Genomic DNA, 26,057 nt, shown 5'->3' with positions numbered 1-26,057 from the left:
AAAGGGATGGTCGTTCCAGGTGTCGCTGGTGAGGGCGTCCGGTTTTCTGCTGTTTCAGGCGGATCGGGCCTGCTGCGACAGCCAGTCCGCAATTCTGGTGCGCGTCGTATGGTCGACTTCTGAAGCTGCAACGTGGCCGAGTGCCCGGACAAAGATGCCGCGAAAAATTCTTGCATCCGTGTTCATGGGGCCGCCGGGCTCCTGGAATGTTCCGGGAGAAGGCGTGAAGGCCCTGATGGCGGCCAATGCAATTCGCGATGCCGTCTGTTGTGGCGCGCCGTCTTCTGTCAGGGCCGAGATTTCCAGAAGCCCATCAAGGATTACGCCCTGATTGTAGCTGTATGCCGGGCCGCCGTTATTTCGGCACTGGTTGTCCAGCCCGTCATTGATCAGGTTGTCGGGGGCAATCATTCCGCTGTTCCGGAACCAGGACCAGCTTTTCAGGGCCCAGTCTCTGTAGGCTTGCTCATGCGTGAAGCGATAAAGTCGGGTTGCCGTGCTCAGGAACAGTTCGTTTGTAATGGCATTTTTGTAGGTTCGTGCATGGTCCCACCATACGCCGCCACCGCAATGCCCGTCCCAGTATTTCGAGGCGATGGTATCGAAGATATTGCGTGCGTCCTGGATCTGGGTCGGGTTGTGTGTAAGGCGTGCCATGTCGAGGTCCGCCTGCGCGACCCACAGGTCATCGTCGTTTCCGTCCAGCCCCTGACGGTTCTGGAGCGCACGGAGGGCGCTGTTGTGAAAGCGGGTACTCCCCGACATGATTTCATAATCAGACAGCGTACTGACCGTCACGAAACGCTGCCACGCATGTAGATCCCGCCAGTCTGAAGGGCTGGCAGTTTCGTAGCGGTTCATGAGGGTCTGGAGTGTCCGGGCCGTCTGCTCTTTTTCCGGATTTTGTGCGCAGGCACTCGGGGCAGGAAGAAATGCGCCCAGCGCAAAGACTGTCAGGGTAGTGATGGTCCGGATCGCCTGTTTAGAAGAGCATGTGCGTGCCATCGGGGTTTCAGGCCTTGAGCTTATGGGAGCAGAGCAGGCTGGCATGACACATCCGTGGGTTCATCGTGAAAATTGACAATCAGAATGGAATAAATCCGGGCAGAGTTTTTTTTGTGATGCGAGAAGGCTGAAACTGTCTTCGGAATGGTGAGAATGAGTGGGTAAAAAAACAGGATTCTTGGAAAGATATTTAATCTCATTAAAAGATTTAATCATTAAAATAGAAGATTATTCCTGAAATTTCGCACCTTTTTCATGTTTTCTGGTGCGGTTTTCGTCCCTGGAACGGACGTTCCGTTCGCAATCAGGCTTTGATGTTGTCTGGGCAAAAGTAAAGTGAAACTTTCGCGAAAAAAGCTGCTCCTTTAAATGATTGTTGATAGCAAGTAATTGAAAATAAATTGTTTTATATATCGCCGGGCAGCAGGGAGAGGTATTTTTCCGACATGTTCGAATAGGGTTTTTGGGTGTCATGATAGTTTCATCAAGTTACCGTTGCTAAACGGGTGCCCTCTCAAATAAATCAATTTTAGGAAATTAATTCGCGGCAAGGATCATTCATCATGGTGAGACGGCTTACCCTCGGGCTGATTGGTGCTGGCGAAGTGGCCCAGCTCATTCACCTCCCGATTCTTCACCAGCTGTCGGATCGGTTTGATGTCGTTTCGATTTATGATCCGTCTCCTTCAGTGGCGCAGGCTGTCGGGCGTCACTGGGGGGTGCCGCATATCCATACGGATATTGAGAATTTTTTTGCGGACCGGGTGTTCGATGCCGTCATGATCCTCAGTCCGGACCAGTATCATGCGGAACATGCACGGAAGGCCTTTGCTGCAGGGCTGCATGTTTTTCTCGAAAAGCCGGCATGTCTGACGGAAGCAGAATTCAGGCCTCTTAACGAGGATTTTGAACGGACGGATCGCGTGGGGATGGTGGGTTACATGCGCTGTTACGCTCCGGCGTTCCAGAAGGCGTGTACGCTTCTGCCTGAACTTGGACCAATCCGTCATGTCCGTATCCGGGATGTTATCTGTGAGGGGCCGTGGTTTTTCGGGCAGGTGACGCCGGTTGCCGTGCCGGATGGTGACATTCCGGACGATATGCTGGTCGCTGGGCGGCAGGCGCGAAGAGACGCAATTCTTTCCGTCTGTGGAGCCGATGCTCCTCCCTCGCTTCTGCGGGGGTACGAGGTTCTCACCGGGCTGGGAATTCATGCGTTTTCAGCCATGCGTGTCCTGCGGGGCAGCCCGGAACGTGTTCTCGCGGCGCATTTTGGCGCTACGGGGACGGAAATCAGTATCTGGTTTGATTATGGAAGCTTCATTGCTTCCTATGAATGTCTGATCGACGATGTTGCGCGATTTGAATCGTCCATTGAGGTGCTTTCAAATACGCAGCGGCTTCAGGTCCGTTACGACACCCCTTACATCCGGAATCTTCCGGCGGGTGTCACCTTCCAGGAAACCGTCGGTTCCGAGAACCGCGTTACGGAATATGGTCCTTATTATCAAGATCCGTTCAATGCGGAGCTGGTCGCTTTTCACGACGCGGTCGTGACGGGTGCGCCGCTTGTCGATCCCTTTTCCAATGCGCTCGCTGATCTGACCCTGTGCCGGCAGATCATCGAGGTTGCAAAAGCTAGCATGTCGCCCGTCTGAGGGCGCTTACCCCTAGCAGAAATCAATGTGTGGACAGGATCTCCGGATGGGGAAGCTGTTCGCGCGCTCCATGGAGAAGTCCTGATGTCCAAATCGTACCGGCAGCAGTCGCCCTGGAAGGCGTTCAGCTGTCTTATTCCTGTGGTGATCGTGGGGGTCCAGCTTGGGCAGCCGGCCGCCGCCGAAACGAAGTCGCTCAAGAAAACCCATACCCGCAAGGCCGTGAAAACGCATCAGGCTCCTGCCGCTGCGCAGGCAAAGCCTGCTGCCGTTCCGCCTGCCGCCAAGGCTGCTCATGTTCCGCCCAGTGATCTGGTGAGCCATGATCAAGAACAGGTGCATGTCACGGGGTTCGGGACGTCTTCGGGGAGGCAGCTCAAGGCGCAGAATGAAATGATGAGCCTGAGTGCGAAAGATCTCGCACGGCTACCGGCCCAGAATGTGACGGAAGCGCTGGCCAGGTTGCCGGGTGTGACCGTCATGCCGACCAGCATGCAGGGCAATTTCGGCGGTATTGATACGGCTGCCCGCGGCACGGGAGCCACGGTGTCGCTGCGTGGGATGAACGGGCAGTACAATATCAACCAGATCAACGGTATCGATGTTGCGGAAGCGGCGCCATTCAGCCGGACGGTTTCGCTGGATCTGCTGCCGCCGACCGGATTTTTCAGGATTGATGCCAACAAGACGCTGACCCCTGGCATGGATGGAGATGCCATTGGCGGTATCGTCAATTTTGAAATGCCGAATGCGTTTGATTACGGACATGGAACGCATGGCTCTCTCCAGCTTGGGGGGCAGTATAACGAAAAGGCCGCTGATTACGGTGCGAGTGCCATTGGCGGAAATGGTGCGGCTGAAATTTCCTCCGTTTTCGGAAAATCCGACCAGTTCGGGTTTTACATGAGCGGATATTATAATCAGCGCTATTTCGCGGCCGGCGAGCAGACCTATTCGGGTGGTGAATGGGGGGTGTCGCGTGCCATGGATGCGCAGGGCGATCTTTATCCGGGGCAGGATCCGGTCAAGAGTCTCCAGCTGTTTGGCGTTGATCCGCAGGCCAGTATCGGTGTGACGAAACGCTATGGCGGTACTGCGGGTTTTGAATGGCGTCCGGACAGTTCGACGCGGGTTTATCTTCAGGGCACGGAATCCTATTCCGACACGCAGCAGGACATCTATCAGGTCGCGATTCACGGAAATGACAGCGGTGCGTCCAGCGCTGGCATGATTTCCTATGTCGAGCAGGCGGACGGGTCCTATGCGCCGTCGATCACCCGGACTAATGTCCATTACTGGTACGAAACAAACCCGACACTTGAACAGCTTGGCACCATGAAGCTGGGCATGGACAAGAAGCTCGGACGGTTTTCCATTTCGCCTTCGGCTTTTCTGAGCTGGGGCACCATCAGCCGCGATCATATTGAAACATCGGCCTGGCAGTCGGGTGTTGCGGCTTTCGATGGCGCGCCGAATTTCGTTTACAAGGACGGGATGCCGACTGTCGGGCTGACGTCTGCGCAGGCCGCTGTTGCGAACGGGACCCTGGATTTTCCGACGCATAACCGCGGCGAATATGTCCAGTCGGATGCCTGGCAGCTTCGTACAGGGACGTCGCTCGATATGAGTTATCGTCTCGACAGATTCCATATCGACACGATTTCTGCGGGCTTCAAGTATCAGACGAGCTGGCGGAATTATATCAACCGGGACACGGAAGGTCAGGATAACGGGGGCTCTGGCGCCTATCCTGCCGGTGGCACGCTGTCGCAGACCGGACTGGTGGATGGGAGCCTCTCTTCGCTGATCCCGGGGGCGTATAATTTCTATACGCCGACCATCAGCCGTTCCGCGTTGCTCAGCAACTATCTGGCGGATCCCTATAACTGGAAATACATGGACAAGGATGCCTGGAACGGGAACACGATCGGGGGGACCGAAACCGTCTATGCCGGGTATGTTTCCGCCCAGATGCATTTCGGAAAATTGCAGGTCGTTCCCGGGATCCGGTTCGAGCAGTCAGATCTGCATAACACCTACTGGGCCAGTGGCAATGAAGGTGTCTCGACTGCGGATGCCCATTATGGCTGGTCGGCGACCAACAGTCATTACTTCAAGGCGCTGCCGAGCATTCATCTGACCTATCGTCCGCGGCAGGATACCGTCTATCGTGCATCGGTGTGGACAAGCTATACGCGGCCGTCCTTCTTCCAGCTGAGTGGTGGCTCGCAGATTACCCGCAATGATGACGGAACGCTGAGCATTACGACAGGTAATCCGAACCTCAAGGCGACGACGGCTGTCAATTACGATCTGTCCTGGCAGTGGATGCCGAGTTCGACCACGAGCTTCTCGCTGGCCGGGTTCTACAAGCAGCTTTCCAATTATATTTATGACAATGGTGGTTCGTATAATAACGAGACCACCACGGCAGGAATTGCCAACAGCGTTTCCCATCCTGAAAACGGTGGCAGTGCGACGCTGTTTGGTCTCGAATTCGCGTTCGAGCATCAGTTCAAGGGGCTGCCCGCGCCGTTTGATGGTCTGGGAGTGCGCGGGACGGCGACATGGGAAATGTCGCGGGCCCATCTGAACAATGCATATCTCAGTTCAACGGAAAACATGCAGGATGCGCCGCGCTGGATGACCAATGCGGGGGCGTTTTACAACAAGGGGTCGTTCCAGTTCGATCTGAACTGGCGTTTTGTGGATGCCTATCTGTACGAATACGGTCTGTGGGGAACGCCGAACAACTTCAAGACGAACCTGAACAGCAGTTCGCTTGATGCCTGGGTGCAGCCGAGCCTGAATCTGGATGCGCATCTGGGATATGCGGTGACCAAGCGGTTGCATGTGGATTTCTCGGCCCAGAACCTGGGTGTGAACCGTTTCTATCGTTTGACGATCGGGCGGCACAGCAATGCGGTTCCGCAGAATATCCTGACATCGCGGACCTTCTTCCTGAACGCCGGTTATCGCTTCTGATTTCCGAGACATGACATGCGCCGTCCGGATCCCGGGATCCGGACGGTTGTCTTTATTCTGTCGCGGCGGGTGCCGTGACGTTCATTTGTCCGGATAGCGTTATCGTCCGGATTTTATTGCGGAACAGAGCCATGATTTCTCTCCCCGTTGCTTCGCGTCTGGCTATTGCTCTCGTGGCTGCGGGGGGTGTCTCGATAGCGGCGACGGCCATGGCGGAAACGCGGCAGGACAGTCTGCGTCTGGATCAGATTCAGATCATCGGATCCCATAACAGCTATCATGCCGGTCTTGATCCTGCGATCCGGTCCCGGCTTCTGGCATCCGCACCCGACCTCGTGCGGGAACTGGACTACCAGCATCCGCCATTGGCTGCGCAGCTTGATGGGGGTGTCCGGCAGCTTGAACTGGATATCTATGCGGATACGGCGGGCGGCCGCTTTGCCCGTCCGCATCGGCCTGGTGTTCCGGAAGATGTGTGGTCACTTTCGCCTTCCGATCAGGCGATCATGCGTCAGCCCGGTTTTAAGGTCATGCACATTCCGGACATTGACCAGCACGCGACGTGCCAGCCGTTGCTTCAGTGTCTGAGCCAGATCCGGGACTGGTCTGTCGCGCATCCGGGGCATGTACCGGTTTTCGTTATTCTCGAAGTGGAGCAGCACAACGATATTCCCGGCGGGACGGAAGCTGAGCCCTTTGATGCGGCGACATTCGATGCGCTTGATTCGGCCATTCGCAGTGTATTTTTGCCGTCCCAGCTTCTGACGCCGGATGACGTACGGGGAGATGCTCCTGATCTGCGCAGCGCGATCCTGACTAAGGGTTGGCCCACGATGGGGCAGGCGCGTGGGAAGGTCGTGTTTCTGCTGGATCAGCGCAGTGACCGGAGCTTGTATCTGAGAGGGCATTCCGCGCTGCGCGGGCGTGTGGCTTTTACGAATGCTGATCCGGGTGCGCCGGATGCTGCGTTTACCGAGATGAATGACGGGCCCGGGGGCGATATCGCAACGCTGGTACGCCGTCATTTTCTCGTGCGGACGCGCTCTGATGCCGACACCGTTGAGGGGCGTTCGGGAGATGTGGGGCGTCGGGATGCGATGCTGGCCAGTGGGGCGCAGATTGTCAGTACGGATTACCCCGATGCCGAACCTGCGCGATGGAGCGGTTATCATGTCGGGTTTCTCGATAACGCCGCTGTTCGCTGCAATCCGGTCTCCGCGCCGGCCGATTGTCAGTCCCGTTTGATCGAGACGCCTGCGAAAGGCGATTTTCACCTTGAGCGGATGATCATGGTGATGCGGCATGGCATCCGCTCTCCTCTTGCCGGGCAGGTTCCCGCGGGTGTTGGGATTGCAGGGGGATGGCCGCAATGGAGTGGGGCTCCAGGGGATCTGACGCCTCATGGGGCGCTGGGGCTGACGGCGCTTGGAACATTTGACCGGGTGTGGATGGCGGAAGCGGGGCTGATGCCGGCGAAAGCCTGTCCGTCCGCAGGCGCTGTGGCGGTCCGTGCCAATTCCTCCGCGCGGACTATCGCCAGTGCTGAGGCATTTGTGCGTGGCTTCATGCCGGGCTGTTCAATGACGGTCATGCACAAGCCGCCTGGTCAGCCGGATGTTCTTTTTTCTCCGCTGGATGCTGATCCGGCGCGTTTTGATATGTCTGCGATTATTCCGCAACTGCCTGATGCGGATCGCATTTTCCGTGCGAAAGGTGAGGCTCTCAAACTGCTGGGGCGTGTGCTGGATTGTGGTCCGGCATCCTGTGGGTTTCTGAGCGCGCCTGCGCATGTTGGTGTGGATGCGACGGGGCACCAGCTTGTTCTTACGGGGCCGGTCGCGCAGGCGTCTTCCCTGTCCGAAGCACTCATGCTGTCCTATCTCGATGGAAAGCCGCTGGTTCAGACACCGTCAGGTGTTCTGGATGTGGGCGACCTCGGGACCTTAAGCGCCCTGCACGCTGGCATGCTGGAAGCGGTGGTGCGTCCCCGCGCTCTGGCCGAACCGCTCTCTCGCGAGATGAGGGCGCGGCTGCTTCAGGATCTCCGGGATGAGGGTGGGCCTGCATTCAGGCTTTATATGGGGCATGACGACACGATCGGTCCCCTGCAGACCATGCTGGGTCTTCATTTTCGTGTTCCCGGCTATGCCGAGGATGAGATTCCCATCGGATCTGCCCTGGGATTTGCGGTGTATGGAAATGGAACCGGGGAGCGCCGTATCCGTGTCTTCATCCAGTCCCAGACTCCGCAGGCTCTGCGTGATCTGGATGGGAAGGCGCTGCCTGTCGTGCTCTATCCTCAGGTTCCGGGCTGTACGCAACCTGGCGGATTGTGCGCTCCGGAGGTTCTGGCGCAGGATTTTTCTGAAGTGCGGCGTGCGGAGCGCTGAATTCCTGATCCCTCGTCTGGAAGCGGAAGAAGGCTCTGTTCGCGACTGAGGGTAGTCGCACGGCCTGATTCTGGATTTTGAGGACGGGGGCTGTGGGGAATATGATTTTCCTTTGTTCCCCGTGTTCGATATCTTCACCTTTTTTCGGAGAGTCTGGGACCATGGCTATCAAAGATCCTGTTGTGATCGAGCATCTTAACACGCAGCTCACGAATGAGCTGACGGCGATCAACCAGTATTTCCTTCATGCCCGGACGCTCCGGCACTGGGGTGTGACCCATCTGGGGAAGAAGGAATATGACGAGTCCATTGAGGAAATGCGTCATGCGGACTGGCTGATCGAGCGGATCCTGTTCCTGGGTGGTCTGCCGAATGTTCAGCGTCTGAACCCGATTCTGATTGGCCAGACGGTTCAGGAAGTCCTGGAATGCGATCTGAAGCTTGAAGAGAAGGCCATTCAGGATCTGCGGGAAGGGATCGCTTACTGTGAAAGCGTCCGGGATTATGTCTCGCGCGATCTTCTGCTGAAAATCCTCGTCAACGAAGAAGAGCACGAGGACTTCATTGATCGTCAGTTCGACCTGATCAAGCAGGTTGGGATCGAGCGTTACATCCAGAAGAACTCCGCTTCGGCACCCGATCAGGACTGAAGCAGCGTTACAGTATGACGTTCAAGCAACCCGGCATTGTCCGGGTTGTTTTTTTATGCGGCGTTGAGATGTGTCTGTTCGGACTGGGCTTTCTGAAGGGCCGAGCGCAGCAGGCAGACGATGCCGGGGACGCAGTTGCCGCATTTGGCCTTGCATTTCCGGGCTGAGTAGATTTCCGCCGGTCGGGATGCTCCGTTGTGGATTGCGATTTCGATGTCCTGGTGGGACAGCGCGTTGCATGAGCAGACGATCATGGAGAAGCAGGCTTCCGTTCACTGGGACCGATGAAGCGAGCCTAGTTCAAATGCAAATGGTTCGCAAATGCATTTTTGATTTTGGGCGACTCAGGGAGAATCCTGGCTGATCCAGCGCTGGACGACGGCGCGGATTGCGAAATTGCTCTGGATGCGGACGACGCCGGGGAGACGGGAGAGCTCTTCCTTGTGGATGCGTTCGTAATCCGCCAGATCGCGTGCGGCGACGTGGAGCAGGTAATCGGCCTCACCCGTCATGAGATAACACTCCCGGACATCGGGGCATTCGCGGATACGGGCTTCGAATCGGCGGAGCGTTTCATCCGTCAGGCGCTCAAGGGTGATCTGGACGATGACGGTGGTGAGTTTGTGGGCCGAGCGTTCGTCGATGACGGCTCGGTAGCCCCGGATGATGCCCTGTTCCTCAAGCAGGCGGACGCGTCGGAGGCAGGCCGACGGGGAGAGGCCCACACGCTGTGCCAGCTCGGCATTGCTGAGGCGTCCGTCGTGCTGGAGGATGCGCAGGATGGATTCGGTGGTGCGGTCGAAGATCATGATGGAATTATCGGTCTATTTTCGCATTTTCGATCATAGATTTTTTGTTAACTGAAAGATTATGCGGTCGTCCGGCAGGATATTCTGATCGGGAAGAGGATATTCTCATCTTTCATGATGAGTGCATGTCCTGATCCTCTGTGGCCTTCCTATCGTGCCGGTGCCCGCCTGACGGTGGATCTGGACGCGATTGCTTCCAATTACCGGTATCTTCAGACGCTGGCCTCAGGCGCTTCCTGTGCGGCGGTCGTCAAGGCGGATGCCTATGGGCTGGGAATCGAGCGGGTTGCCCCGGTTCTGGAGAATGCCGGAGCCACGGATTTCTTTGTCGCGCATGTCGATGAGGGCATCAGGCTGCGGTCCGTTGTGTCGGAAAAGGCCCGGATTACGGTGCTGCATGGGCCGCGCCCCGGGGCGTCCGCGGACTGCGTGCGCTATGGTTTGCGGCCTGTCCTGAACAGTCTTGAGCAGATTGCGCTGTGGCGCGACGAGGGCTCGCGGACAGACGCGCTCCCTGAAGCGGCGCTTCAGGTTGATAGCGGGATGTCACGGTTCGGTCTCTCCGACGCCGATCTTGAAACCCTGCAGGCGGATAAGGGGCTTGTGGACGGGTTGAAGGTCGGTCTTGTCATGAGCCATCTGGCCTGTGCCGATACGCCCGATCATCCTGCCAATCACGCCCAGAAAGACCGGCTGTTGCAGATGTCCGCGCGGCTGCCGCCTGCGCCGCTCAGTCTGTCTGCATCGTCGGGGATTTTCCTGGGGACGGACTATCATCTGGATGTCGTGCGACCGGGTGCCGCACTGTATGGAATTGCACCCAACCGGACTGGCCCCAATCCGCTGTCGCCGGTGGTCCGGCTTCAGGCCCATGTTCTGCAGATCCGTGAGATTTTGCCAGGTGAGGGGGTTGGCTATGGCCTGACCTATCGGCCTGAGCGGGTGCGCCGGATTGCGACGGTGGCTGTCGGGTATGCGGATGGTTTTTCCCGGCATGGCGCCGGGCAGGGCTGTGCGTGGTTCGAGGATATCCGTCTGCCGATTCTGGGGCGGGTCTCGATGGATTCCCTGATCGTGGATATTTCAGATGTGCCGGAAGGAAAACTTGGTCCCGACATGATGGTCGATCTGATCGGGCCCAGACGCAGTGTCGATGATGTCGCGGAAGCGGCGGGAACGATCGGATACGAGGTCCTGACCTCTCTGGGGCACCGTTTTCATCGGGAATATGTTGGAAATCAGGAGAACCCCTCACGGGGCGATTGACATTCCAGCATGGAAAACAAGATAGACGAACTGAAATCGGACTATGTCATGATGATATCGTCTGTCGCAGCAAATCGGAATTCTCATGTATCTCCGCCGTGATAGAGCTTTGACCGCCATATCCATCATGCTGGATGTCGCTTTCCATGCGGGCCGATCCGGGGTCGTGAGTGGTGCGGATATTGCCAGACGTGGTGACATGCTGCGTCGGGGGATCGAGCCCGTGCTGCAGGCGCTGTCCCGGGCCGGTCTGCTTTCCAGTGTCCGTGGGCCCAAGGGCGGCTATCGCCTGGGGCGGCCGCCGCGGACCATCACGCTGAACGAGATCGTCCGGACTGTGACGGAAGATCCGGAAATGCCGGGGGATGGGGTCAATCTTCTGCGGACCAAGGTTCTGGAGCCGTTCTGGCAGTCAGTGGATCATGAGGTTTCGGAAAAGATGGCGTCCGTCACGCTGGAGCATCTGCTGCAGAATGCGGAAGAGGCCGGAATGCAGCGTCCAAGCCGGGCACCGATTTCCTTCTCCATATAACTATTAAAAAAAGTATTTTGTAAAAACCACGAAATAGGTTTTACAGGGCTGGATATCTTACCATGATGGATCAATGTTTGATCTGCTGTGGTGAATTTCCTGTTTCTGATATGCCTGCGCTCTGCTGTTCAGGCGTGGGAACAGGGACGGATTCATGATGGGTCCGGTCTGAAGGTCAGGTCGGGATTCATCAGGAAGGTGAGCGCTGATGAAACGTCCTGTCCGACTTGAACCTGGCCAGAAGCTGGTTCTGACTGCCAATCGCCTGCTGGATGGTCGTACCGTCTGGTGGTGTGCGGACGGGGCGTGGGATCTTCACATTGGACGCGCGGCCCTTCTGGATGCGGATGAGGCGGAAGCAGTGCTCGCGCGTGTGGCCGGGGAAGCCCAGCGTGATGGGGTGGTGGGCGTCTATGATACGGCGGTACAGGCTGCTGTTCCGCCAGAGCCTGTCACGGTTCGTGAAAAGATCCGGGCGCATGGCCCGACAGTTCATCCCGAATTTGCAGTGGAGACCGAACAGTGAGCATTCCTGTCGGCCATTACCAGTATGACCGGATAGACCGGGATTTCCTTCAGGCGCGGATTGCCGAGTTTGAGGGGCAGGTGCAGCGTCGTCTGGACGGGACGCTGAGCGAGGATGAGTTCAAGCCGCTGCGGCTGATGAACGGGCTCTATCTGCAGCTTCATGCCTATATGCTGCGGGTTGCCATTCCCTATGGAATTCTGGATAGCCGGCAGTTGCGCAAGCTGGGCGAGATTGCCCGGCGGTATGATCGTGATTACGGGCATTTCACGACGCGCCAGAACATTCAGTTCAATTGGATCCGGCTGGAGGACACCCCGGCCATTCTGCGTGAGTTGGCTGAGGTGGACATGCATGCCATCCAGACCAGCGGGAACTGCATCCGCAATGTGACGGCGGATGAGTATGCGGGCGCTGCGGCGGATGAACTGGTGGACCCTCGGGTTCATGCGGAGATCCTGCGTCAGTGGTCCACGCTGCATCCCGAGTTCACGTTCCTGCCGCGCAAGTTCAAGATTGCGATTTCGGGCAGTCCGAATGACCGGGTGGCGGCGCGATTCCATGACATCGGGATTCTGGCCCGTCCGGGTGAGGATGGGGCGCCGGTGTTCCGGATTTTCGTGGGTGGTGGTCTGGGGCGGACGCCGGTCATTGGTGAAGAGCTGTTCGACAGCGTGCGGGAAGAGCATCTTCTGGCGACGCTTGAGGCCATTCTGCGCGTCTATAATGCGCATGGACGGCGGGACAATATCTACAAGGCGCGGATCAAGATTCTGGTTCAGGCGATCGGGGTCGAGGCCTATCGCGAGGCTGTTGAAGCGGAACTCGCCCAGATGGATCTGGAGCGGTATCGGTTGACGCCGGAGGCTGTTGCGGCGATCCGGTCGCGGTTTGCTGTGCCTCTGCTTGAGGCTCCGGCCGATGCGGATGCTGTTCTGGCGCAGCAGCGGCGGGAGGATCCGCTCTTTGACCGCTGGGTACGGAGCAATACGCATGTCCATCGCGATCCGGGGCATATCATTGCCACGATTTCGCTGAAGCCGGCGGGCGGGATTCCGGGCGATGCGACGTCGGCCCAGATCGCACGGCTGGCGGATCTGGCGGATGCGTATTCGTTCGGGGAGATCCGGATTACGCATCTGCAGAATGTGGTTCTGGGACATGTGCGCAAGGACCGGCTGCGGGATCTGTGGCTGGGTCTGTCGGAAGTCGGGCTGGCGGAAGCGAATATCGGTCTGATTGGCGATATCGTGGCGTGTCCGGGGCTGGATTACTGTGCGCTGGCGAATGCGCGGTCCATTCCGATTGCGCAGAAGCTGGGGGCCCGGTTTGCGGATACGGCGCTTCAGGCCGAAATCGGGGCGCTGCGGATTAACATCTCGGGCTGCATCAATGCCTGTGGGCATCATCATGCCGGGCATATCGGGCTTCTGGGTGTGGACAAGCGCGGGGAAGAGTTCTTCCAGCTGACGGTTGGTGGCCGGGCCGAGAATGGCGCGGCGATCGGGACGATTCTGGGGGCGGCTCTGCCGGAAGACGAAACGGTGGATGCGATTGCGCGGCTTGTGGACTGCTATCTCGGGCGCCGGGAGAGCGGAGAGACATTCCTCGATACGCTGACGCGGCTGGGGCATGAGCCTTTCAGGGAGGCGGCATATGAAACTGTTTGAACTCGGCGAGCGGACCGCACAGGTTCATGATGTGCTGGTGACGCTTGCAGAACTGGCAGAGCGGGATGATGCGCGGGCGGTTCTGCTGGAAAGTGCGGATGATCCCGCCCTTCTGAAGCCTTATCTGAACCGGCTGGATCTTGTGGTGCTTCGGTTCCCGATTTTCCGGGATGGGCGGGGGTTCACGCAGGCGCGGGAGCTTCGGGAATATCTGCGGTTTTCGGGCGAGATCCGGGCGGAAGGGCATATCCTGCCGGACCAGGCGGCGTTTCTACGTCGGTGCGGGGTGGACAGTGTGGTCCTGCCGAAGGACGGCAATGGTGACCCGGCTCTGTGGGAAAAGCAGCTCCGGCAGTTTCCGGTGGCGTATCAGCGCTCGGTTCTGCCGGAGCGGTCCGTGGGGCCGGGGCTTCGGGTGGAAGAGGCGCCCTAACGGGCGCCGAACCAGCCGCGGCGCCAGAACCAGAAGAGCGGCAGGACGACCGAAAGGACCATGAGGGTCAGGCCGTAAGGGTAGCCGTATTTCCATGACAGTTCGGGCATGTTGTGGAAGTTCATGCCGTAGATGCCGGCGATCAGGGTCGGCAGGATGCCGATCGCGCTGACGACGGTCAGGACCTTCATGCCGTCATTCTGTTCGATGCTGATGAAGCCGAGTGTGGCGTCGAGCAGGAACTGGACCTTGTTGACGGTCTGGGCATCGAAGTCGTTGAGGGAGGCGATGTCGCGTTCTGCGACCTTGATGCGGGTTCTCAGGGCCTGGGGGTCTTTTTCTGTCCTGTCGCCGATATAGATCAGGATCCGGTCCAGACCGAGCAGGCTGTCGCGGGTCATGGAGGCAAGGTCGCCGCCATCACCGAGGCGGCGCAGGGTTTCACGCAGCATCTCACCGGCCCGGGCGGGGTCACGGGGACGGTCGGTGTTGAAGACCCGTTTGGAGATGGCGTCGAGGTCGCGGCCCAGGCCCTCCAGGATGTCTGCCAGACGGTTGATGACTTCCTCAATGATCTCGACGAGGATTTCGTTGGCGGAGGGCTCGCCTTTGGCGGGGTCGCGTTCGGCCTGACGGCGTCCGACGATGTCGAAGCCATAATAGTCGGCATAACGGACGGTGATGAGGCGTCTGTCGGTCAGGACGAAGCCGATTGGCAGGGAAAATGCCGTGTCTTCCGCGCGTCTGACGAGGGGGGTTGAAAGATAGAGGACCCCACCTTCTTCGTGATGGCGGGAGGAGCTTTCGATTTCCTCAAGTTCTTCCCGGCGCGGGATATGGGTGCCAAGGGCCTTTTCCGCACGGTCGATTTCGTCCGTGGTCGGATTGATGAGATCGAGCCAGACCGCTTTGGAAATATCGACATCCGGTCCGATTTCCCGGGCCGGAACGCCAGCGGGGCGCACGAGGAACATCAGGCAGATCCTTGGGACAAATGAAATGGCTGTGAGGCTCTCTCATGTCCTGCCTGCAGCGGGATCGCAAGGTCCTGTCCCGGAATTGTTTCAGGAAGCGTCGGAAATCAGCGAGATGGATGGACGGCGCGGGCTGCCCTTGGTATCGCATTGGGGCCCTGAAGTGGAGCCGAGTGCGGTATGACGAACACACCTTCCCCCCTGTCCCCTCCTTTGGCCAATTCCCTCCGTTCCGGTCCGGATGACCGGGGGCGGTTCGGGATTTTCGGTGGCCGCTTCGTTGCGGAAACGCTGATGCCGCTGCTGCTGGAGCTGGATGAGGCCTATCGCGCCGCGCAGGCCGATCCGGAATTCCGCAAGGAGCTGGACTATTATCTGAAGGATTATGTCGGTCGTCCGAGCCCGCTGTGGTTTGCGCAGCATCTGACGGAGGAGCTTGGCGGGGCGAAGGTCTACTTCAAGCGTGAAGAGCTGAACCATACCGGCTCGCACAAGCTCAACAACGTCATGGGCCAGATTCTCGTCGCCCGGCGGATGGGCAAGACGCGGATTGTCGCGGAGACCGGCGCGGGGCAGCACGGTGTGGCGACGGCGACGGTCTGTGCGCTTTTTGGGCTGAAATGCACGATTTACATGGGCGCAACCGACGTCGAGCGGCAGAAGCCCAATGTGTTCCGCATGCATCTACTGGGCGCGGAAGTGAAGCCTGTAACGGCCGGGGCGGGGACGCTCAAGGATGCGATGAACGAGGCCATGCGTGACTGGGTGGCCAATGTCGCCGACACGTATTTCCTCGTCGGTACGGTCGCAGGGCCGCATCCGTATCCGGAGATGGTTCGTGATTTCCAGTCCGTCATCGGGGTTGAGGTCAAGGAGCAGATTACCCAGGCCGAAGGGCGCCTGCCGGATGTGATCGTGGCGGCCATCGGTGGCGGGTCGAACGCGATGGGGATTTTCCACCCGTTCCTCGATGATGCGTCCGTCAGGCTGATTGGCGTCGAGGCGGCGGGGCGTGGGCTGGATTCCGGGAAGACGGCGGCGTCCATTTCCCGTGGGCGGCCGGGTGTGCTCCACGGCAACCGGACGTATCTGCTTCAGGATAAGCACGGGCAGATCGAGGAGGCGCATTCGATCAGCGCAGGGCTCGATTATCCGGGGATCGGGCCGGAGCATTCCTGGCTGAATGATATCGGGCGGGCTGAATATGTGGGTGTGACGGATGAGGAGGCGCTTGAGGCGTTCCAGGTCTGCACGCGGACGGAGGGCATTATCCCGGCGCTCGAATGCGCGCATGGGCTGGCGCATGTCATGAAGATCGCGCCCACGATGGCGAAGGACCAGATCATTGTCCTGAATGTCTCCGGGCGTGGGGACAAGGACATCTTTACTGTGGCGCATCATCTGGGAGTGAAGCTGTGAGCCGTATCCAGACACGTTTTGCGGCCCTGAAGAAGGAAGGGCGCGGCGCGCTGATCCCGTATCTGCAGGCCTGTGACCCGGATTATGACACGTCGCTGGAACTGCTGCGGGCGATGCCGGCGGCCGGGGCGGACCTGATCGAGATCGGGGTGCCGTTCTCCGATCCGTCCGCGGATGGACCGACGATTCAGGCGGCAGCACTTCGTGGCCTCAAGGCCGGGGCGACGCTGGGGCGTGTGCTGGAGATGGTCCGGGCGTTCCGCGAGACCGACAATGAAACGCCGATCGTGCTGATGGGGTATCTGAACCCGATCGACAGCTATGGTCCGGCCGAGTTCTGCTTTGATGCGGCTCAGGCGGGTGTGGATGGGATCATCGTCGTCGACATGCCGACCGAAGAAGCGGATCTGCTGGATGCGCATGCGCGGGAAGCTGATCTCGATATCATCTCGCTGGTGGCACCGACGACGTCGAACTCCCGTCTGTTTCATGTCCTGCGGGAGGCGAGCGGGTTCGTCTATTATGTGAGCATTACCGGGATTACCGGGACGAACAGTGCGAGTGCGGCGGATCTGGAGAAGGCGCTGCCGCGGATCCGGGAGGCGACCAGCCTGCCGGTGGCCATCGGGTTCGGAATTTCCACGCCGGAGCAGGCGCGGACGGCGTCTCGGATCGGGGATGCGGCTGTTGTGGCTTCGGCCCTGATCAAGACCATGGCCTCAACGCTGGAGAATGGTCAGGCGACGGAGCGGACCGTACCGGCAGTTCTGAAGCAGCTTGAAGGTCTGGCGGCCGCCGTCCGGGCCTGATTTGTGATGTTCCGGCAGGCTGGTACCTGCCGGAATGGGATACTCAGATTCCGTCGTTACGCAGGGACAGCCCGAAGAGGACGGTTGCGACGCCGGCCATGAGCAGTTCCACGGCGATGAACATGCCGATCAGCCACAGGCCGGACCAGGGCAGCGTCATGTAGAGCATGATGCCGATGATCAGCGTGACGAGGCCGCTGATGGCGAGGGCAAGCCAGCTTCTGTTGTTGCGGTGGCCGCCGGCCCAGAAGGTGCGGGCGAGGCCTGCGAAGATCAGGCAGCCTGCGAGGATGGCGGTCAGGAAAATGGAGCCCGTGGCGGGTTCTTCGATCAGGAGAATGCCGCCGAGGATATAAAGGCCGCCGATCAGTCCGGAGAGCCACTGGTTCGGGACGGGCAGGCCGCGATGGGCGAAGCTCTGCATGACCTGGGCGACGCCGCCGATGATCATCAGGACGCCAAGGATGACCATGCTGGTCAGGGTGGTGGTGATGGCATCCAGGGCGGCCAGGATGCCGAGAATGATCAGGAAAGCTCCGAAACCGATGAACCAGCCGGGTTTGAGGCCCTGTGGGCTGGGGAAGCGGATGGTGTTGAAACTGTCTGACATGGTCTTCTCCGTTCAGGGACGTGGTCTGTCGGGCGGCCCTTTGTGGGGAAGACGCCGGATCCCGGACGTGACGTCCGCTGTGGTGGGTCGTGTTGGGGAAGATGGCATGATTTGTGATGCAGGCGGGAGAGATAAAACGGGCCCGCTGATGGTTGGGCTGGCATATTTGGCCTCCGGGCGTTAAAACGCGCCAGAGAATGCAGCCCTTCGCCGGGCTTTAACCCCCCATTCCGTCCTTTGTCCTGAAGGCGGGCAGAAAGTAACGAGACGACATGAGCTGGATGACCGACTACGTCCGACCCAAGCTGCGTGGCCTGCTTCAGCGGGACGTGCCGGACAATCTGTGGACCAACTGCGAGTCCTGCGGGCAGATGATGCTCACCAAGGAGCTGGAGCGGTCCGAGAAGGTCTGTCCGCATTGTGGGCATCACATGCGGGCGACGGCGAAGGAACGTCTGGGCTGGACGTTCGATGGGGGGGAATACACCACCATCGAGCTGCCGAAGATGCCGGTCGATCCGCTGGGGTTCAAGGATTCCAAGCGTTATACGGACCGCCTGAAGGATGCGCGGCACAAGTCCCATCTCGATGAGGCACTGGTCGTTGCTCACGGCATGATCAAGGGGCAGAAGGCTGTTGTGGCCGTCATGGCCCCCGAGTTCCTGCTGGGGACGATGGGTGCTGCGCTGGGCGAGGCTTTCGTGGCCGCCTGCCGTCTGGCTGTTCTGCAGAAGGCACCCCTGGTGGTCTATACGGCTTCGGGCGGGGCGCGGATGCAGGAAGGCGTTGTCAGCCTGATGCAGATGCCGCGGACGACGATCGGTGTGCAGATGCTTCAGGAAGCAGGTCTGCCTTATGTTGTCGTGTTTACAAACCCGACGACGGGTGGTGTTTCGGCGTCTTTTGCGATGCTGGGCGATGTGCATATCGCCGAGCCCAATGCGCTGATCGCATTCGCGGGGCCGCGCGTCATTCAGGATACCGTTCGTGAAAAGCTGCCGGAAGGCTTCCAGCGTTCGGAGTATCTGCGTGAGCACGGCATGGTCGATATCGTGGCCAAGCGCTCCGAGCTTCCGGAACTGCTGGGGCGGATTCTGGGCATCATGATGCGCCAGAAAACCGTTTCCGACGCGGCGGCCTGATGACTGCGGAGCGTGGGGCACCGGTTCGGCTGTCCGGCGAATATCAGGGACGGCCGGGTGCCGTTCTTGCGCGGTTGCAGGAGCTTTATCCGGCGCTGATTGATCTTTCGCTGGGGCGGCTTGAGGCGCTTCTGGCGAAGCTGGGCAATCCCGAGCGTCATCTGCCGCCGGTCATTCATGTGGCCGGGACGAACGGCAAGGGCAGTACCTGCGCCAATCTGCGGGCGATTGCCGAGGCGGGTGGTCTGCGCGTTCATGTCATGAGCAGCCCGCATCTGGTGAGCGTGACCGAGCGCTTCCGGCTGGCGGGGCGGCTTGTGGACGAGGATGTTCTGGTTGCCGCGCTCGAGAAGGTCGAGCAGGTCAATGCTGGTGCTCCGATTACGGTTTTCGAAGTTCTGACGGCGGCGGGGTTCCTGCTGTTCTCGCAGGTTCCGGCTGATCTGGTGGTGCTGGAAGTTGGACTTGGCGGGCGGCTGGATGCGACCAATGTCGTGCCGAAGCCTGCGGCCTGCGTGATTACGCCGGTCAGTCTGGATCATGAGGCGTTTCTGGGCAGTACGGTTGCGGCCATTGCCGGGGAGAAGGCCGGGATCATCAAGGAGGGGGTGCCGGTTGTTTCGGCCTCCCAGGCACCGGAGGCGCTGGATGTCATTCGCCGTCGGGCTGCGGAACTGAATGCGCCGCTTCGGGTGATCGGGGAGGATGTTGTTTTTACCGAACACGCCGATGGTCTGGAATATCGGGATGCGGATGGTGCGCTGTCGCTGCCGATGCCGGCTCTGAAAGGCCAGCATCAGGCCGGGAATGCAGCACTGGCTGTGGCCGCATTGCGGGTTTCGGGGCTGGGTCTGCCGGTTTCGGCCTATCGTGGGATTTCCGAGACTTTCTGGCCTGCGCGGTTGCAGAAACTGGATGGCATGCTGGCGCAGATGCTTCCGGCCGGTTGGGAGCTCTATCTGGATGGCGGGCATAATCCGGATGCCGGACAGGTGCTGGGAACGGTGCTGGATGGCTGGAAAGACCGGCCTGTCCATGTGATCGCGGGTGTGAAGCAGACCAAGGATGCATCAGGGTTCTTGAAGCCGATTGTTGAGCGGGCGGCTTCGGTTCAGGCGGTGGCGGAGCCGGGGCAGCATCTGGCGATGCCGGTCGAAGAGATCATTGCGGCTTCGGGGGGGCGGGCGATTGCCGGTCCGACTGTCAGGGAAGCTCTGGAGCGTCTGGTGGCTGAAGGGGGTGCGCCTGCACGCGTACTGATCTGTGGCAGTCTTTATCTGGCGGGTGTGGTTCTGGCGGAGGATGGCTGGGTCGCGCGGTAATCCGTTTCTGGTCGCGATGCAGAATGGTAGAAGGGCAGCGTGAACATGATCGAATCGCATTCTTCTCCGACCGTCTCTGATGCTTCCTCGAACGACGGAGATCTGGGTGTCCTGCTGAGGCGCAGTCCGCCGTCCAGCACGGCGGCCGAGCAGGCGCTTCTGGGCGCTATTCTGACCAACAACAAGGCGTATGAGCGGGTTTCGGACTTTCTGGAGCCGGCTCATTTTTCCGATCCGCTCAATGGACGGATCTACGAGGCCATTGCCCGGCGCATCGAGCGGGGGCAGTTGGCCGATCCCGTGACCATGCGGGCGGAATTCGAGCATACCGGTGTTCTGGATGCTGCGGGTGGGCCGGCCTATCTGGCCAAGCTGCTGACGGCGATGGTGGGTATCGTCAATGCGGGTGATTATGGGCGGGTGATCCATGACGCCTGGGTCCGTCGGCAATTGATCGATATTGGTGAGACGGTCGTCAACAATGCCTTTGGGGCGCGGCCTGATCTGGATGGTTCTGATCAGATTGCGGCGTCTGAAGAAGCGTTGTTCAAGCTGGCGACGGAGCGGGGCCAGGAAGGCGGATTTGTCTCGTTTACCAAGGCGCTGACGGAAGCGGTCAGTGTTGCAACCAAGGCCTATCAGCGCAGTGGCGACGTGGTTGGTCTGACGTCGGGTCTGCGGGACTTCGACAAGCGTACAGGTGGTTTGCATCCTTCCGATCTGATCATCCTTGCCGGGCGTCCTGCGATGGGCAAGACGGCGCTGGCGACCAAGATCGCATTCTCGGCGGCGCGCTCGATCCTGCGGGATGCCGAAGACAGCGGCGAGAAGCCCAAGGGATCGGTGGCGATTTTCTCGCTGGAAATGTCATCCGAGCAGCTGGCGACCCGTATTCTTTCGGGTGAAGCTGAAGTTTCGGGTGAGAAGATCCGTCGTGGTGATATCGGGCAGAAGGAATTTGACCGGTTTGTCCGGGTTGCGCGCGAGCTTCAGCGACTGCCGCTCTATATCGACGATACACCGGCGATTTCCCTGTCTGCCATGCGGACAAGATGCCGTCGCCTGGCGCGGACGCAGGGGTTGAGCCTGGTGGTGGTGGATTATCTGCAGTTGATGCGGCCGGCCATTGGGACGAAGCCTGACAGTCGTGTTCTGGAAATCTCGATGATCACGCAGGGACTCAAGGCGATTGCGAAAGAGCTTTCCGTGCCCGTGATTGCGCTGTCCCAGCTCTCACGTCAGGTCGAATCGCGTGAGGACAAGCGGCCGATGCTGTCGGATCTGCGCGAATCGGGTTCGATTGAGCAGGATGCGGATGCGGTCATGTTCGTTTATCGCGACGAATATTACCTGCAGCAGCGTCAGCCCAAGGACAGTGCCTACGACAGCAATGACAAGTTCCAGGCTGCGACAGAAGAGTGGCAGCGCAAGATGGCTCTGGTGCACAACAAGGCAGAGCTGATTCTTGAGAAGCAGCGGCATGGCCCTACCGGAATGATCCAGCTGTATTTCGAAGGGGAATATACCCGGTTCGGAGATCTGGACGTCATTCACGAGTAGCTCTGCGCACGGGGTGAGTACTTTGAATGACGCGGTACCCCTCAGACGATCCTGTCTGAGGGAAGGGGCCGTCTGGCGGTTCGGATCGTGAAAAAATTGTCGGGACTTTTTTTCGAAAAAGCGTCCGCGTGGGCGGACATGGAATGTCTCGATAATTGAATCAGTACTTCAAAAGTACTGATTTCATTAAAATATACAGTCAGAAAAAAGCTGTAATATGAAACTCTTCAGCGTGATTTCTCTGTGAAATGCGGTTGAAGATGCCTGTCCGTTGTGCCGGATTGTGGCTGCAATGCGGAAAATTGGCGGCGGCCAAAACCTGTCTTAATGGCTCAAAGCCATATTTGTTCCTTGACCCAATGGCACAGTGCCATTAATTTATCGTTAATCGGTGGTTGTCATGGGGGCGATCAACGGGGAAGGAAGGGAACCGGTCAATGAATTCAGATGCTTTGATGACCGGCGATGTTTCCGATTTGTTCATTCCATCGATGAGGCGAGCTTATCGTGTCGTATCGAATGGGGGGCGCCTGAATGCGTATGGAAACCGGTGAAACAGTCACTAATGGATCTCCTCATCTGGTCTCTTGGGCGGATCAGGTGTGTCGGAAGATGTGTTTCTGTCCGTGTTCGGAGCCATGTCTTGCCGCTGGAGCACCAGTTCTGGGTGCAGGGCAGCCAGCCGCAGGGCCAGTTCTTCGTCGGTACGACCGTTCAGGACGCCTTTCAGAAGAAAATCTGTCGAGACGCGCAGGCGGTTCGACAGTGCCGCAATGAGGAAGACGCTGGGCGCGCGGTCACCGCGTTCGATCTTGTTGAGGGTCGAAGCGTCAACGCCCAGCAGGCGGGCGCATTCGCTCTGATTGGGCATGACGAGTTCACGAGCCCAGGAAATGCGAGTTCCGATGGCTCGTTGGAGTGCAGTCAGAGAGTCCGGGCGCTTGTGTTTGGCCATGAGGCCTTTTTAGCAATGGCTTTATGCCAAATCCAGAAGAAGTTTTTTTTATCACACACTGTGGCATTTTGCCAAAGTTGGAAACAGTTCTGTACTGATAAAGGATGTTGAGATGAGGCAGGTCAAGTCAGGTTCCGTACCCCGTCGGGTCTCCGCAAGCGCTCTCGCTGCCATGCTTGCTTCCGATGGCTGGCTACCTGAGCAGGGCATTGCCCGCAAGGGACGGGGACGTTCTGCTAAAAAAACATCCGGAACGTCCTCGTCGCGCGTCCGGATGGTGACGGACAGGGAAACGGCTGAGGCGCTTCCTGCCGGTCATCCCGTGAGCTGGAATGCGCTGTGGGGTGCGGATCTGGTGCCGGTCTTTCCGGGACTGCAGCCGATGGCTGGCCGTGAGGCCGGGCTGGAGATCAACTGATGTTCGAGATGGTGCGGGAAATACCGGTTGCTGCTGCGGGACTGTCTGATGGTGTGGTCAGGCCGACTGGGGAGCGGTACCGCCATTCGGAGATCCGCGAGGTTGGAAATACGTTCCGGGTCGTGAACGCGGTGCAGTCCATGTATGACGCCGGCGATATCGGGGATGATGAACTGGCTGCTGCGGATCGCTGGTATCGCGAATATGTCTTTGCCTCTCTGGGGGTGGTGGAAAATCCGCCTTCTGATGGCCGTGTCAGGGAGCGGGGAGACATTCACACCTGGATGATGGGGCGCGGACAGTGTTCTGCGCGGATTACGCAGATTCGTGACATGCTGGGGCTGTGTGCGCATGTTCGTCTCGAGATGCTCCTGGCGCGGGAGATGTCGTTTTCGGCCATGGCGCGGCATCTCTATCCGGCTCTGTCGGAAGGGCGTGCGCGGATGAAGGTGTCGGCTCAGTGTGCACTGCTTCTGGAGCAGCTGGCACATGTCTATGAAACGCTGTCCAAAAAGAAAAACAGGAAAAAATCTGGTTAACGATAAATTACCGCTTGATATCTGAGCACAGTTTTGATACAAAAAATACATACTGAAGAATTACGACATGAAAATATGAAGCCGGCCTTTCGAAAGAAGGCCGGCTTTTATTTTGGAAGTTTCCTGATTTATGGAAAAGTGTGAAATTTCTTCTGGTAGCGTTGTGTTGTCTGGCAGGCAGACATTCATTGTTCTTCAGAAAAATGCAGGTTCATTTGTCGGGTGTCCTCTCGTTTATGAAGGCGAGCCGGTTCATCGGGCGGATGTCGTTCTGGAGTGGCATGAACTGGTGGATGCAGGTCTTTCCCGCCTGGATGTCCGGTGCAGGTCCATTCCCTGTCAGCGGTCGGTTCTTTCCGCCCGGGTGATTGGACGGATCGCGCCGGAAACCCTTTCCCGTGTGGCGCTGCGTGCCGAACGTGAGCAGACGCAGCGGAATGTGGAAACCCTGGCGCGAAAAGGGGCGGGTCCGAGGGATCGGCCCCGGCACAAGCCGGTTCGGGCGGTCTGGCTTGAGGGTGGCATGATGATGAGCCGCAGGGAGGCTTCGCTGAGAGCCGTCTGATGGTTGGTTCTCAGGGCGATCTGGGGAAAAAGGTTGAAGCAGATGGATGAAGACGTATCTGGTAAATGTTCTTTGCGACGGGAACAGTCTTGGGAACGGAAGAAGAGATTTCTCGAACATCTGTCTGTGAGTGGAAATATTTCTGAAGCCGGGCGTGTCGCTGAGGTCCGGCGCAGTACGTTATACCTCTGGAAAGATACGGATAAGGAATTTTCTTCCCGGTGGGAGGAGGCTCTGGAAGAGGCTGCGGATGCTCTTGAAGCGGAAGCGCGGCGCAGGGCTATCGAGGGATATGATGAGCCTGTTACCTATGCTGGGCGTGTTGTTTGCGATCCGGATACGGGAAATCCCATTGTTCGCAAACGCTATAGCGACGGGTTGATGGCGTTTCTGCTTCGGGCGCATCGTCCGTCCCGTTTCAGGGCGGGTATGGAATCCGAGGGGCGTTCGGGGACGATCTCGATCAGCATCAGCAGTGATGACAACGCCCTTTAGGCTCAATGATTCGCAGCGTGAGGCGGTGCGGCTGCTTGGTGGGCCGGCGCGGCATATTCTTCTGAGGGGCGGGTCGCGGTCGGGGAAGACCTTTGTTCTGGTTCGGGCCGTTGTGATCCGGGCGCTGAAGGCACCGGACAGTCGGCATGGCATTTTTCGCCATCGGCTGACGGCGCTGAAGGCGTCGGTTCTGCGGGACACGTTTCCGAAGGTCATGCGGATGTGTTTTCCGCAGGTCGGGTGGAAGCTGGACCGGCAGGACTGTGTCGTGACGTTCCCGAATGGATCGACGATCTTTTTCGGGGGGCTGGATGACGAGCAGCGGACCGAGAAGATCCTCGGTCTGGAATTCGCGACGGTTTATCTGAACGAGGCCAGCCAGATCAGTTATGGCGCGCGGAACATGCTTCTGACGCGTCTGGCACAGAAGACCGGTCTGGCGGTTAAGGAATATATCGATGCCAATCCGCCGAGTATGGGACACTGGCTTTATGCGCTTTTCGAAAGCGGGATCGAGCCGAAGTCGGGAGAACCGTTAGCGGACAGGTCGCTGTATGCGACGATGATCCTCAATCCGCAGGCTAACCGGGATAATCTGAGCGAGGATTATCTCGCCAGCCTTGAAGCGCTCCCTGAGCGGGAAAAGCGGCGGTTTCTTTATGGTGAATATCAATCGGTTGTTGAAGGCGCGCTGTGGCGGCTGGAGCTGTTCCAGCGTGAGGCGGCGATTACGGCGCAGAGCCGGGCGGATGTGGCGGCCCGTATGCGGCGTATTCTGGTGTCTGTTGATCCTTCGGGGGCTGCGGGACCGGAAGATTACAGATCCGATGAAATCGGGATTGTGGTCTGCGGCATTGATGCGGCTGGTGTGGGGCATGTTCTGGAAGATCTGTCTGCCAGGGATAGTCCGGCGGGCTGGGCTGCCAGGGCCCTGCGGGCATTTGATGAATGGGGTGCTGAACGCATTGTTGCGGAGCGGAACTTCGGCGGGGCTCTGGTAGAGGGCACGATCCGGAGTGTGCGGGCGCATGCCTCGGTCAAGCTGGTGACGGCGGCGCGGGGCAAGGCGGCGCGCGCTGAGCCGGTTGCAGCGTTCTATGAGGTTGGCAGGGTTGTTCATCATGGCCGGTTTACGGCTCTGGAGGATCAGCTCTGTCATTTCTCGGTCAGCGGGTATCGCGGGCCACGGTCTCCGGATCGGGCGGATGCGATGGTCTGGGGGCTGAGTGAACTGATGCTTGCCGGAAGTGGCGGCATGACGGGCTGGGGTCCGTCTGGATTTTCGCTGGCGCGCTGAACCGACCGTCCGGGTCGGGATCGCGGCC

24 protein-coding genes are annotated in these 26,057 nt (G+C 58.9%); 18 read left to right on the top strand and 6 right to left on the bottom strand.

Annotated features, from left to right (window positions below; genetic code table 11):
- Nucleotides 1–54: 54 nt before the first annotated feature.
- A complete protein-coding gene (locus GOX01_RS06950) occupies nucleotides 55–1,005 on the bottom strand; it encodes a glycoside hydrolase family 76 protein (RefSeq protein ID WP_024717017.1) in 951 nt (316 codons plus the stop codon).
- A gap of 563 nt (nucleotides 1,006–1,568) precedes the next feature.
- Here GOX01_RS06950 and GOX01_RS06945 point away from each other — a divergent pair.
- The 4 genes from GOX01_RS06945 (at nucleotide 1,569) to bfr (ending at nucleotide 8,688) form a co-directional block, all read left to right on the top strand.
- Nucleotides 1,569–2,663 carry a Gfo/Idh/MocA family protein gene (locus GOX01_RS06945; protein WP_011252740.1) on the top strand — a complete coding sequence of 365 codons (1,095 nt, stop codon included), beginning with the start codon at nucleotides 1,569–1,571 and terminating at the stop codon, nucleotides 2,661–2,663.
- Between the two features lie 84 nt (nucleotides 2,664–2,747).
- The gene (locus GOX01_RS06940) at nucleotides 2,748–5,648 is read left to right on the top strand and encodes a TonB-dependent receptor (protein ID WP_041242736.1); all 2,901 of its coding nucleotides are present in this window, start codon (nucleotides 2,748–2,750) and stop codon (nucleotides 5,646–5,648) included.
- 131 nt (nucleotides 5,649–5,779) lie between these two features.
- Nucleotides 5,780–8,038, top strand: coding sequence for a Ca2+-dependent phosphoinositide-specific phospholipase C (locus GOX01_RS06935; RefSeq protein WP_024717019.1), 2,259 nt, complete (start codon nucleotides 5,780–5,782; stop codon nucleotides 8,036–8,038).
- A 161-nt stretch (nucleotides 8,039–8,199) separates the two neighbouring features.
- Nucleotides 8,200–8,688: a bacterioferritin gene (bfr, locus tag GOX01_RS06930; RefSeq protein ID WP_024717020.1), complete on the top strand. Its 489-nt coding sequence runs from the start codon at nucleotides 8,200–8,202 to the stop codon at nucleotides 8,686–8,688.
- Between the two features lie 53 nt (nucleotides 8,689–8,741).
- Here the strand turns inward: bfr and GOX01_RS06925 are convergent, their stop codons facing one another.
- Nucleotides 8,742–8,942 (bottom strand): (2Fe-2S)-binding protein, encoded by a 201-nt coding sequence (locus GOX01_RS06925; RefSeq protein ID WP_024717021.1) that lies wholly within the window; start codon nucleotides 8,940–8,942, stop codon nucleotides 8,742–8,744.
- Between the two features lie 90 nt (nucleotides 8,943–9,032).
- On the bottom strand, nucleotides 9,033–9,497 hold the full coding sequence (locus GOX01_RS06920; protein ID WP_011252745.1) for an Lrp/AsnC family transcriptional regulator: 465 nt from the start codon (nucleotides 9,495–9,497) through the stop codon (nucleotides 9,033–9,035).
- A gap of 117 nt (nucleotides 9,498–9,614) precedes the next feature.
- Between GOX01_RS06920 and alr the strand changes: the two genes are divergently transcribed.
- From alr to GOX01_RS06895, 5 genes are all read left to right on the top strand, one after another.
- Nucleotides 9,615–10,763: an alanine racemase gene (alr, locus tag GOX01_RS06915; RefSeq protein WP_062269729.1), complete on the top strand. Its 1,149-nt coding sequence runs from the start codon at nucleotides 9,615–9,617 to the stop codon at nucleotides 10,761–10,763.
- 85 nt (nucleotides 10,764–10,848) lie between these two features.
- Nucleotides 10,849–11,295, top strand: a complete 447-nt coding sequence (locus GOX01_RS06910) for an RrF2 family transcriptional regulator (protein WP_011252749.1) — start codon at nucleotides 10,849–10,851, stop codon at nucleotides 11,293–11,295.
- Nucleotides 11,296–11,503: 208 nt separating this feature from the next.
- Nucleotides 11,504–11,821 (top strand): DUF2849 domain-containing protein, encoded by a 318-nt coding sequence (locus tag GOX01_RS06905; protein ID WP_011252750.1) that lies wholly within the window; start codon nucleotides 11,504–11,506, stop codon nucleotides 11,819–11,821.
- Complete coding sequence (locus GOX01_RS06900) at nucleotides 11,818–13,491, top strand: nitrite/sulfite reductase (protein WP_011252751.1); 1,674 nt, start codon at nucleotides 11,818–11,820, stop codon at nucleotides 13,489–13,491. Before GOX01_RS06905 ends, GOX01_RS06900 begins: the two co-directional genes overlap by 4 nt.
- A complete protein-coding gene (locus tag GOX01_RS06895) occupies nucleotides 13,478–13,924 on the top strand; it encodes a DUF934 domain-containing protein (RefSeq protein WP_011252752.1) in 447 nt (148 codons plus the stop codon). The genes GOX01_RS06900 and GOX01_RS06895 overlap by 14 nt, the downstream gene beginning before the upstream one ends.
- Here GOX01_RS06895 and GOX01_RS06890 read toward each other — a convergent pair.
- Entirely contained in the window at nucleotides 13,921–14,898 is a 978-nt protein-coding gene (locus GOX01_RS06890) for a magnesium transporter CorA family protein (RefSeq protein WP_011252753.1), read from the bottom strand. The two genes, GOX01_RS06895 and GOX01_RS06890, sit on opposite strands and share 4 nt — an antisense overlap.
- 180 nt (nucleotides 14,899–15,078) lie before the next feature.
- Between GOX01_RS06890 and trpB the strand changes: the two genes are divergently transcribed.
- Nucleotides 15,079–16,317, top strand: coding sequence for a tryptophan synthase subunit beta (gene trpB / locus GOX01_RS06885; RefSeq protein ID WP_011252754.1), 1,239 nt, complete (start codon nucleotides 15,079–15,081; stop codon nucleotides 16,315–16,317).
- Nucleotides 16,314–17,126 (top strand): tryptophan synthase subunit alpha, encoded by an 813-nt coding sequence (gene trpA / locus GOX01_RS06880; protein ID WP_011252755.1) that lies wholly within the window; start codon nucleotides 16,314–16,316, stop codon nucleotides 17,124–17,126. The genes trpB and trpA overlap by 4 nt, the downstream gene beginning before the upstream one ends.
- A 43-nt stretch (nucleotides 17,127–17,169) precedes the next feature.
- Here the strand turns inward: trpA and GOX01_RS06875 are convergent, their stop codons facing one another.
- Nucleotides 17,170–17,736, bottom strand: coding sequence for an HdeD family acid-resistance protein (locus GOX01_RS06875; protein WP_011252756.1), 567 nt, complete (start codon nucleotides 17,734–17,736; stop codon nucleotides 17,170–17,172).
- A gap of 272 nt (nucleotides 17,737–18,008) precedes the next feature.
- Here GOX01_RS06875 and accD point away from each other — a divergent pair, with 272 nt between their 5' ends.
- Genes accD through GOX01_RS06860 form a run of 3 tightly spaced genes read left to right on the top strand, consistent with a single transcriptional unit; the run spans nucleotide 18,009 to nucleotide 21,760 of the window.
- On the top strand, nucleotides 18,009–18,878 hold the full coding sequence (gene accD / locus GOX01_RS06870) for an acetyl-CoA carboxylase, carboxyltransferase subunit beta (RefSeq protein ID WP_011252757.1): 870 nt from the start codon (nucleotides 18,009–18,011) through the stop codon (nucleotides 18,876–18,878).
- A complete protein-coding gene (locus tag GOX01_RS06865; protein WP_024717023.1) occupies nucleotides 18,878–20,200 on the top strand; it encodes a bifunctional folylpolyglutamate synthase/dihydrofolate synthase in 1,323 nt (440 codons plus the stop codon). The genes accD and GOX01_RS06865 overlap by 1 nt, the downstream gene beginning before the upstream one ends.
- 45 nt (nucleotides 20,201–20,245) lie before the next feature.
- Nucleotides 20,246–21,760: a replicative DNA helicase gene (locus GOX01_RS06860; protein ID WP_011252759.1), complete on the top strand. Its 1,515-nt coding sequence runs from the start codon at nucleotides 20,246–20,248 to the stop codon at nucleotides 21,758–21,760.
- 562 nt (nucleotides 21,761–22,322) lie between these two features.
- Here the strand turns inward: GOX01_RS06860 and GOX01_RS06855 are convergent.
- Entirely contained in the window at nucleotides 22,323–22,631 is a 309-nt protein-coding gene (locus GOX01_RS06855; protein ID WP_011252760.1) for a helix-turn-helix domain-containing protein, read from the bottom strand.
- Nucleotides 22,632–22,827: 196 nt separating this feature from the next.
- Here GOX01_RS06855 and GOX01_RS06850 point away from each other — a divergent pair, with 196 nt between their 5' ends.
- The 4 genes from GOX01_RS06850 to GOX01_RS06830 all read left to right on the top strand — a co-directional run bounded on the left by GOX01_RS06850 (nucleotide 22,828) and on the right by GOX01_RS06830 (nucleotide 26,029).
- A complete protein-coding gene (locus GOX01_RS06850; RefSeq protein ID WP_062269716.1) occupies nucleotides 22,828–23,133 on the top strand; it encodes a hypothetical protein in 306 nt (101 codons plus the stop codon).
- Nucleotides 23,133–23,672, top strand: coding sequence for a hypothetical protein (locus tag GOX01_RS06845; RefSeq protein ID WP_011252761.1), 540 nt, complete (start codon nucleotides 23,133–23,135; stop codon nucleotides 23,670–23,672). Before GOX01_RS06850 ends, GOX01_RS06845 begins: the two co-directional genes overlap by 1 nt.
- A gap of 607 nt (nucleotides 23,673–24,279) precedes the next feature.
- Nucleotides 24,280–24,732 (top strand): hypothetical protein, encoded by a 453-nt coding sequence (locus GOX01_RS06835; RefSeq protein WP_024717027.1) that lies wholly within the window; start codon nucleotides 24,280–24,282, stop codon nucleotides 24,730–24,732.
- The gene (locus GOX01_RS06830; RefSeq protein ID WP_011252764.1) at nucleotides 24,716–26,029 is read left to right on the top strand and encodes a phage terminase large subunit; all 1,314 of its coding nucleotides are present in this window, start codon (nucleotides 24,716–24,718) and stop codon (nucleotides 26,027–26,029) included. The genes GOX01_RS06835 and GOX01_RS06830 overlap by 17 nt, the downstream gene beginning before the upstream one ends.
- Nucleotides 26,030–26,057 lie beyond the last annotated feature (28 nt).

Source organism: Gluconobacter oxydans, from assembly GCF_006539685.1.
In the GTDB taxonomy this organism is placed as follows: domain Bacteria; phylum Pseudomonadota; class Alphaproteobacteria; order Acetobacterales; family Acetobacteraceae; genus Gluconobacter; species Gluconobacter oxydans.
This window is presented reverse-complemented; position numbering and strand designations above follow the sequence as displayed.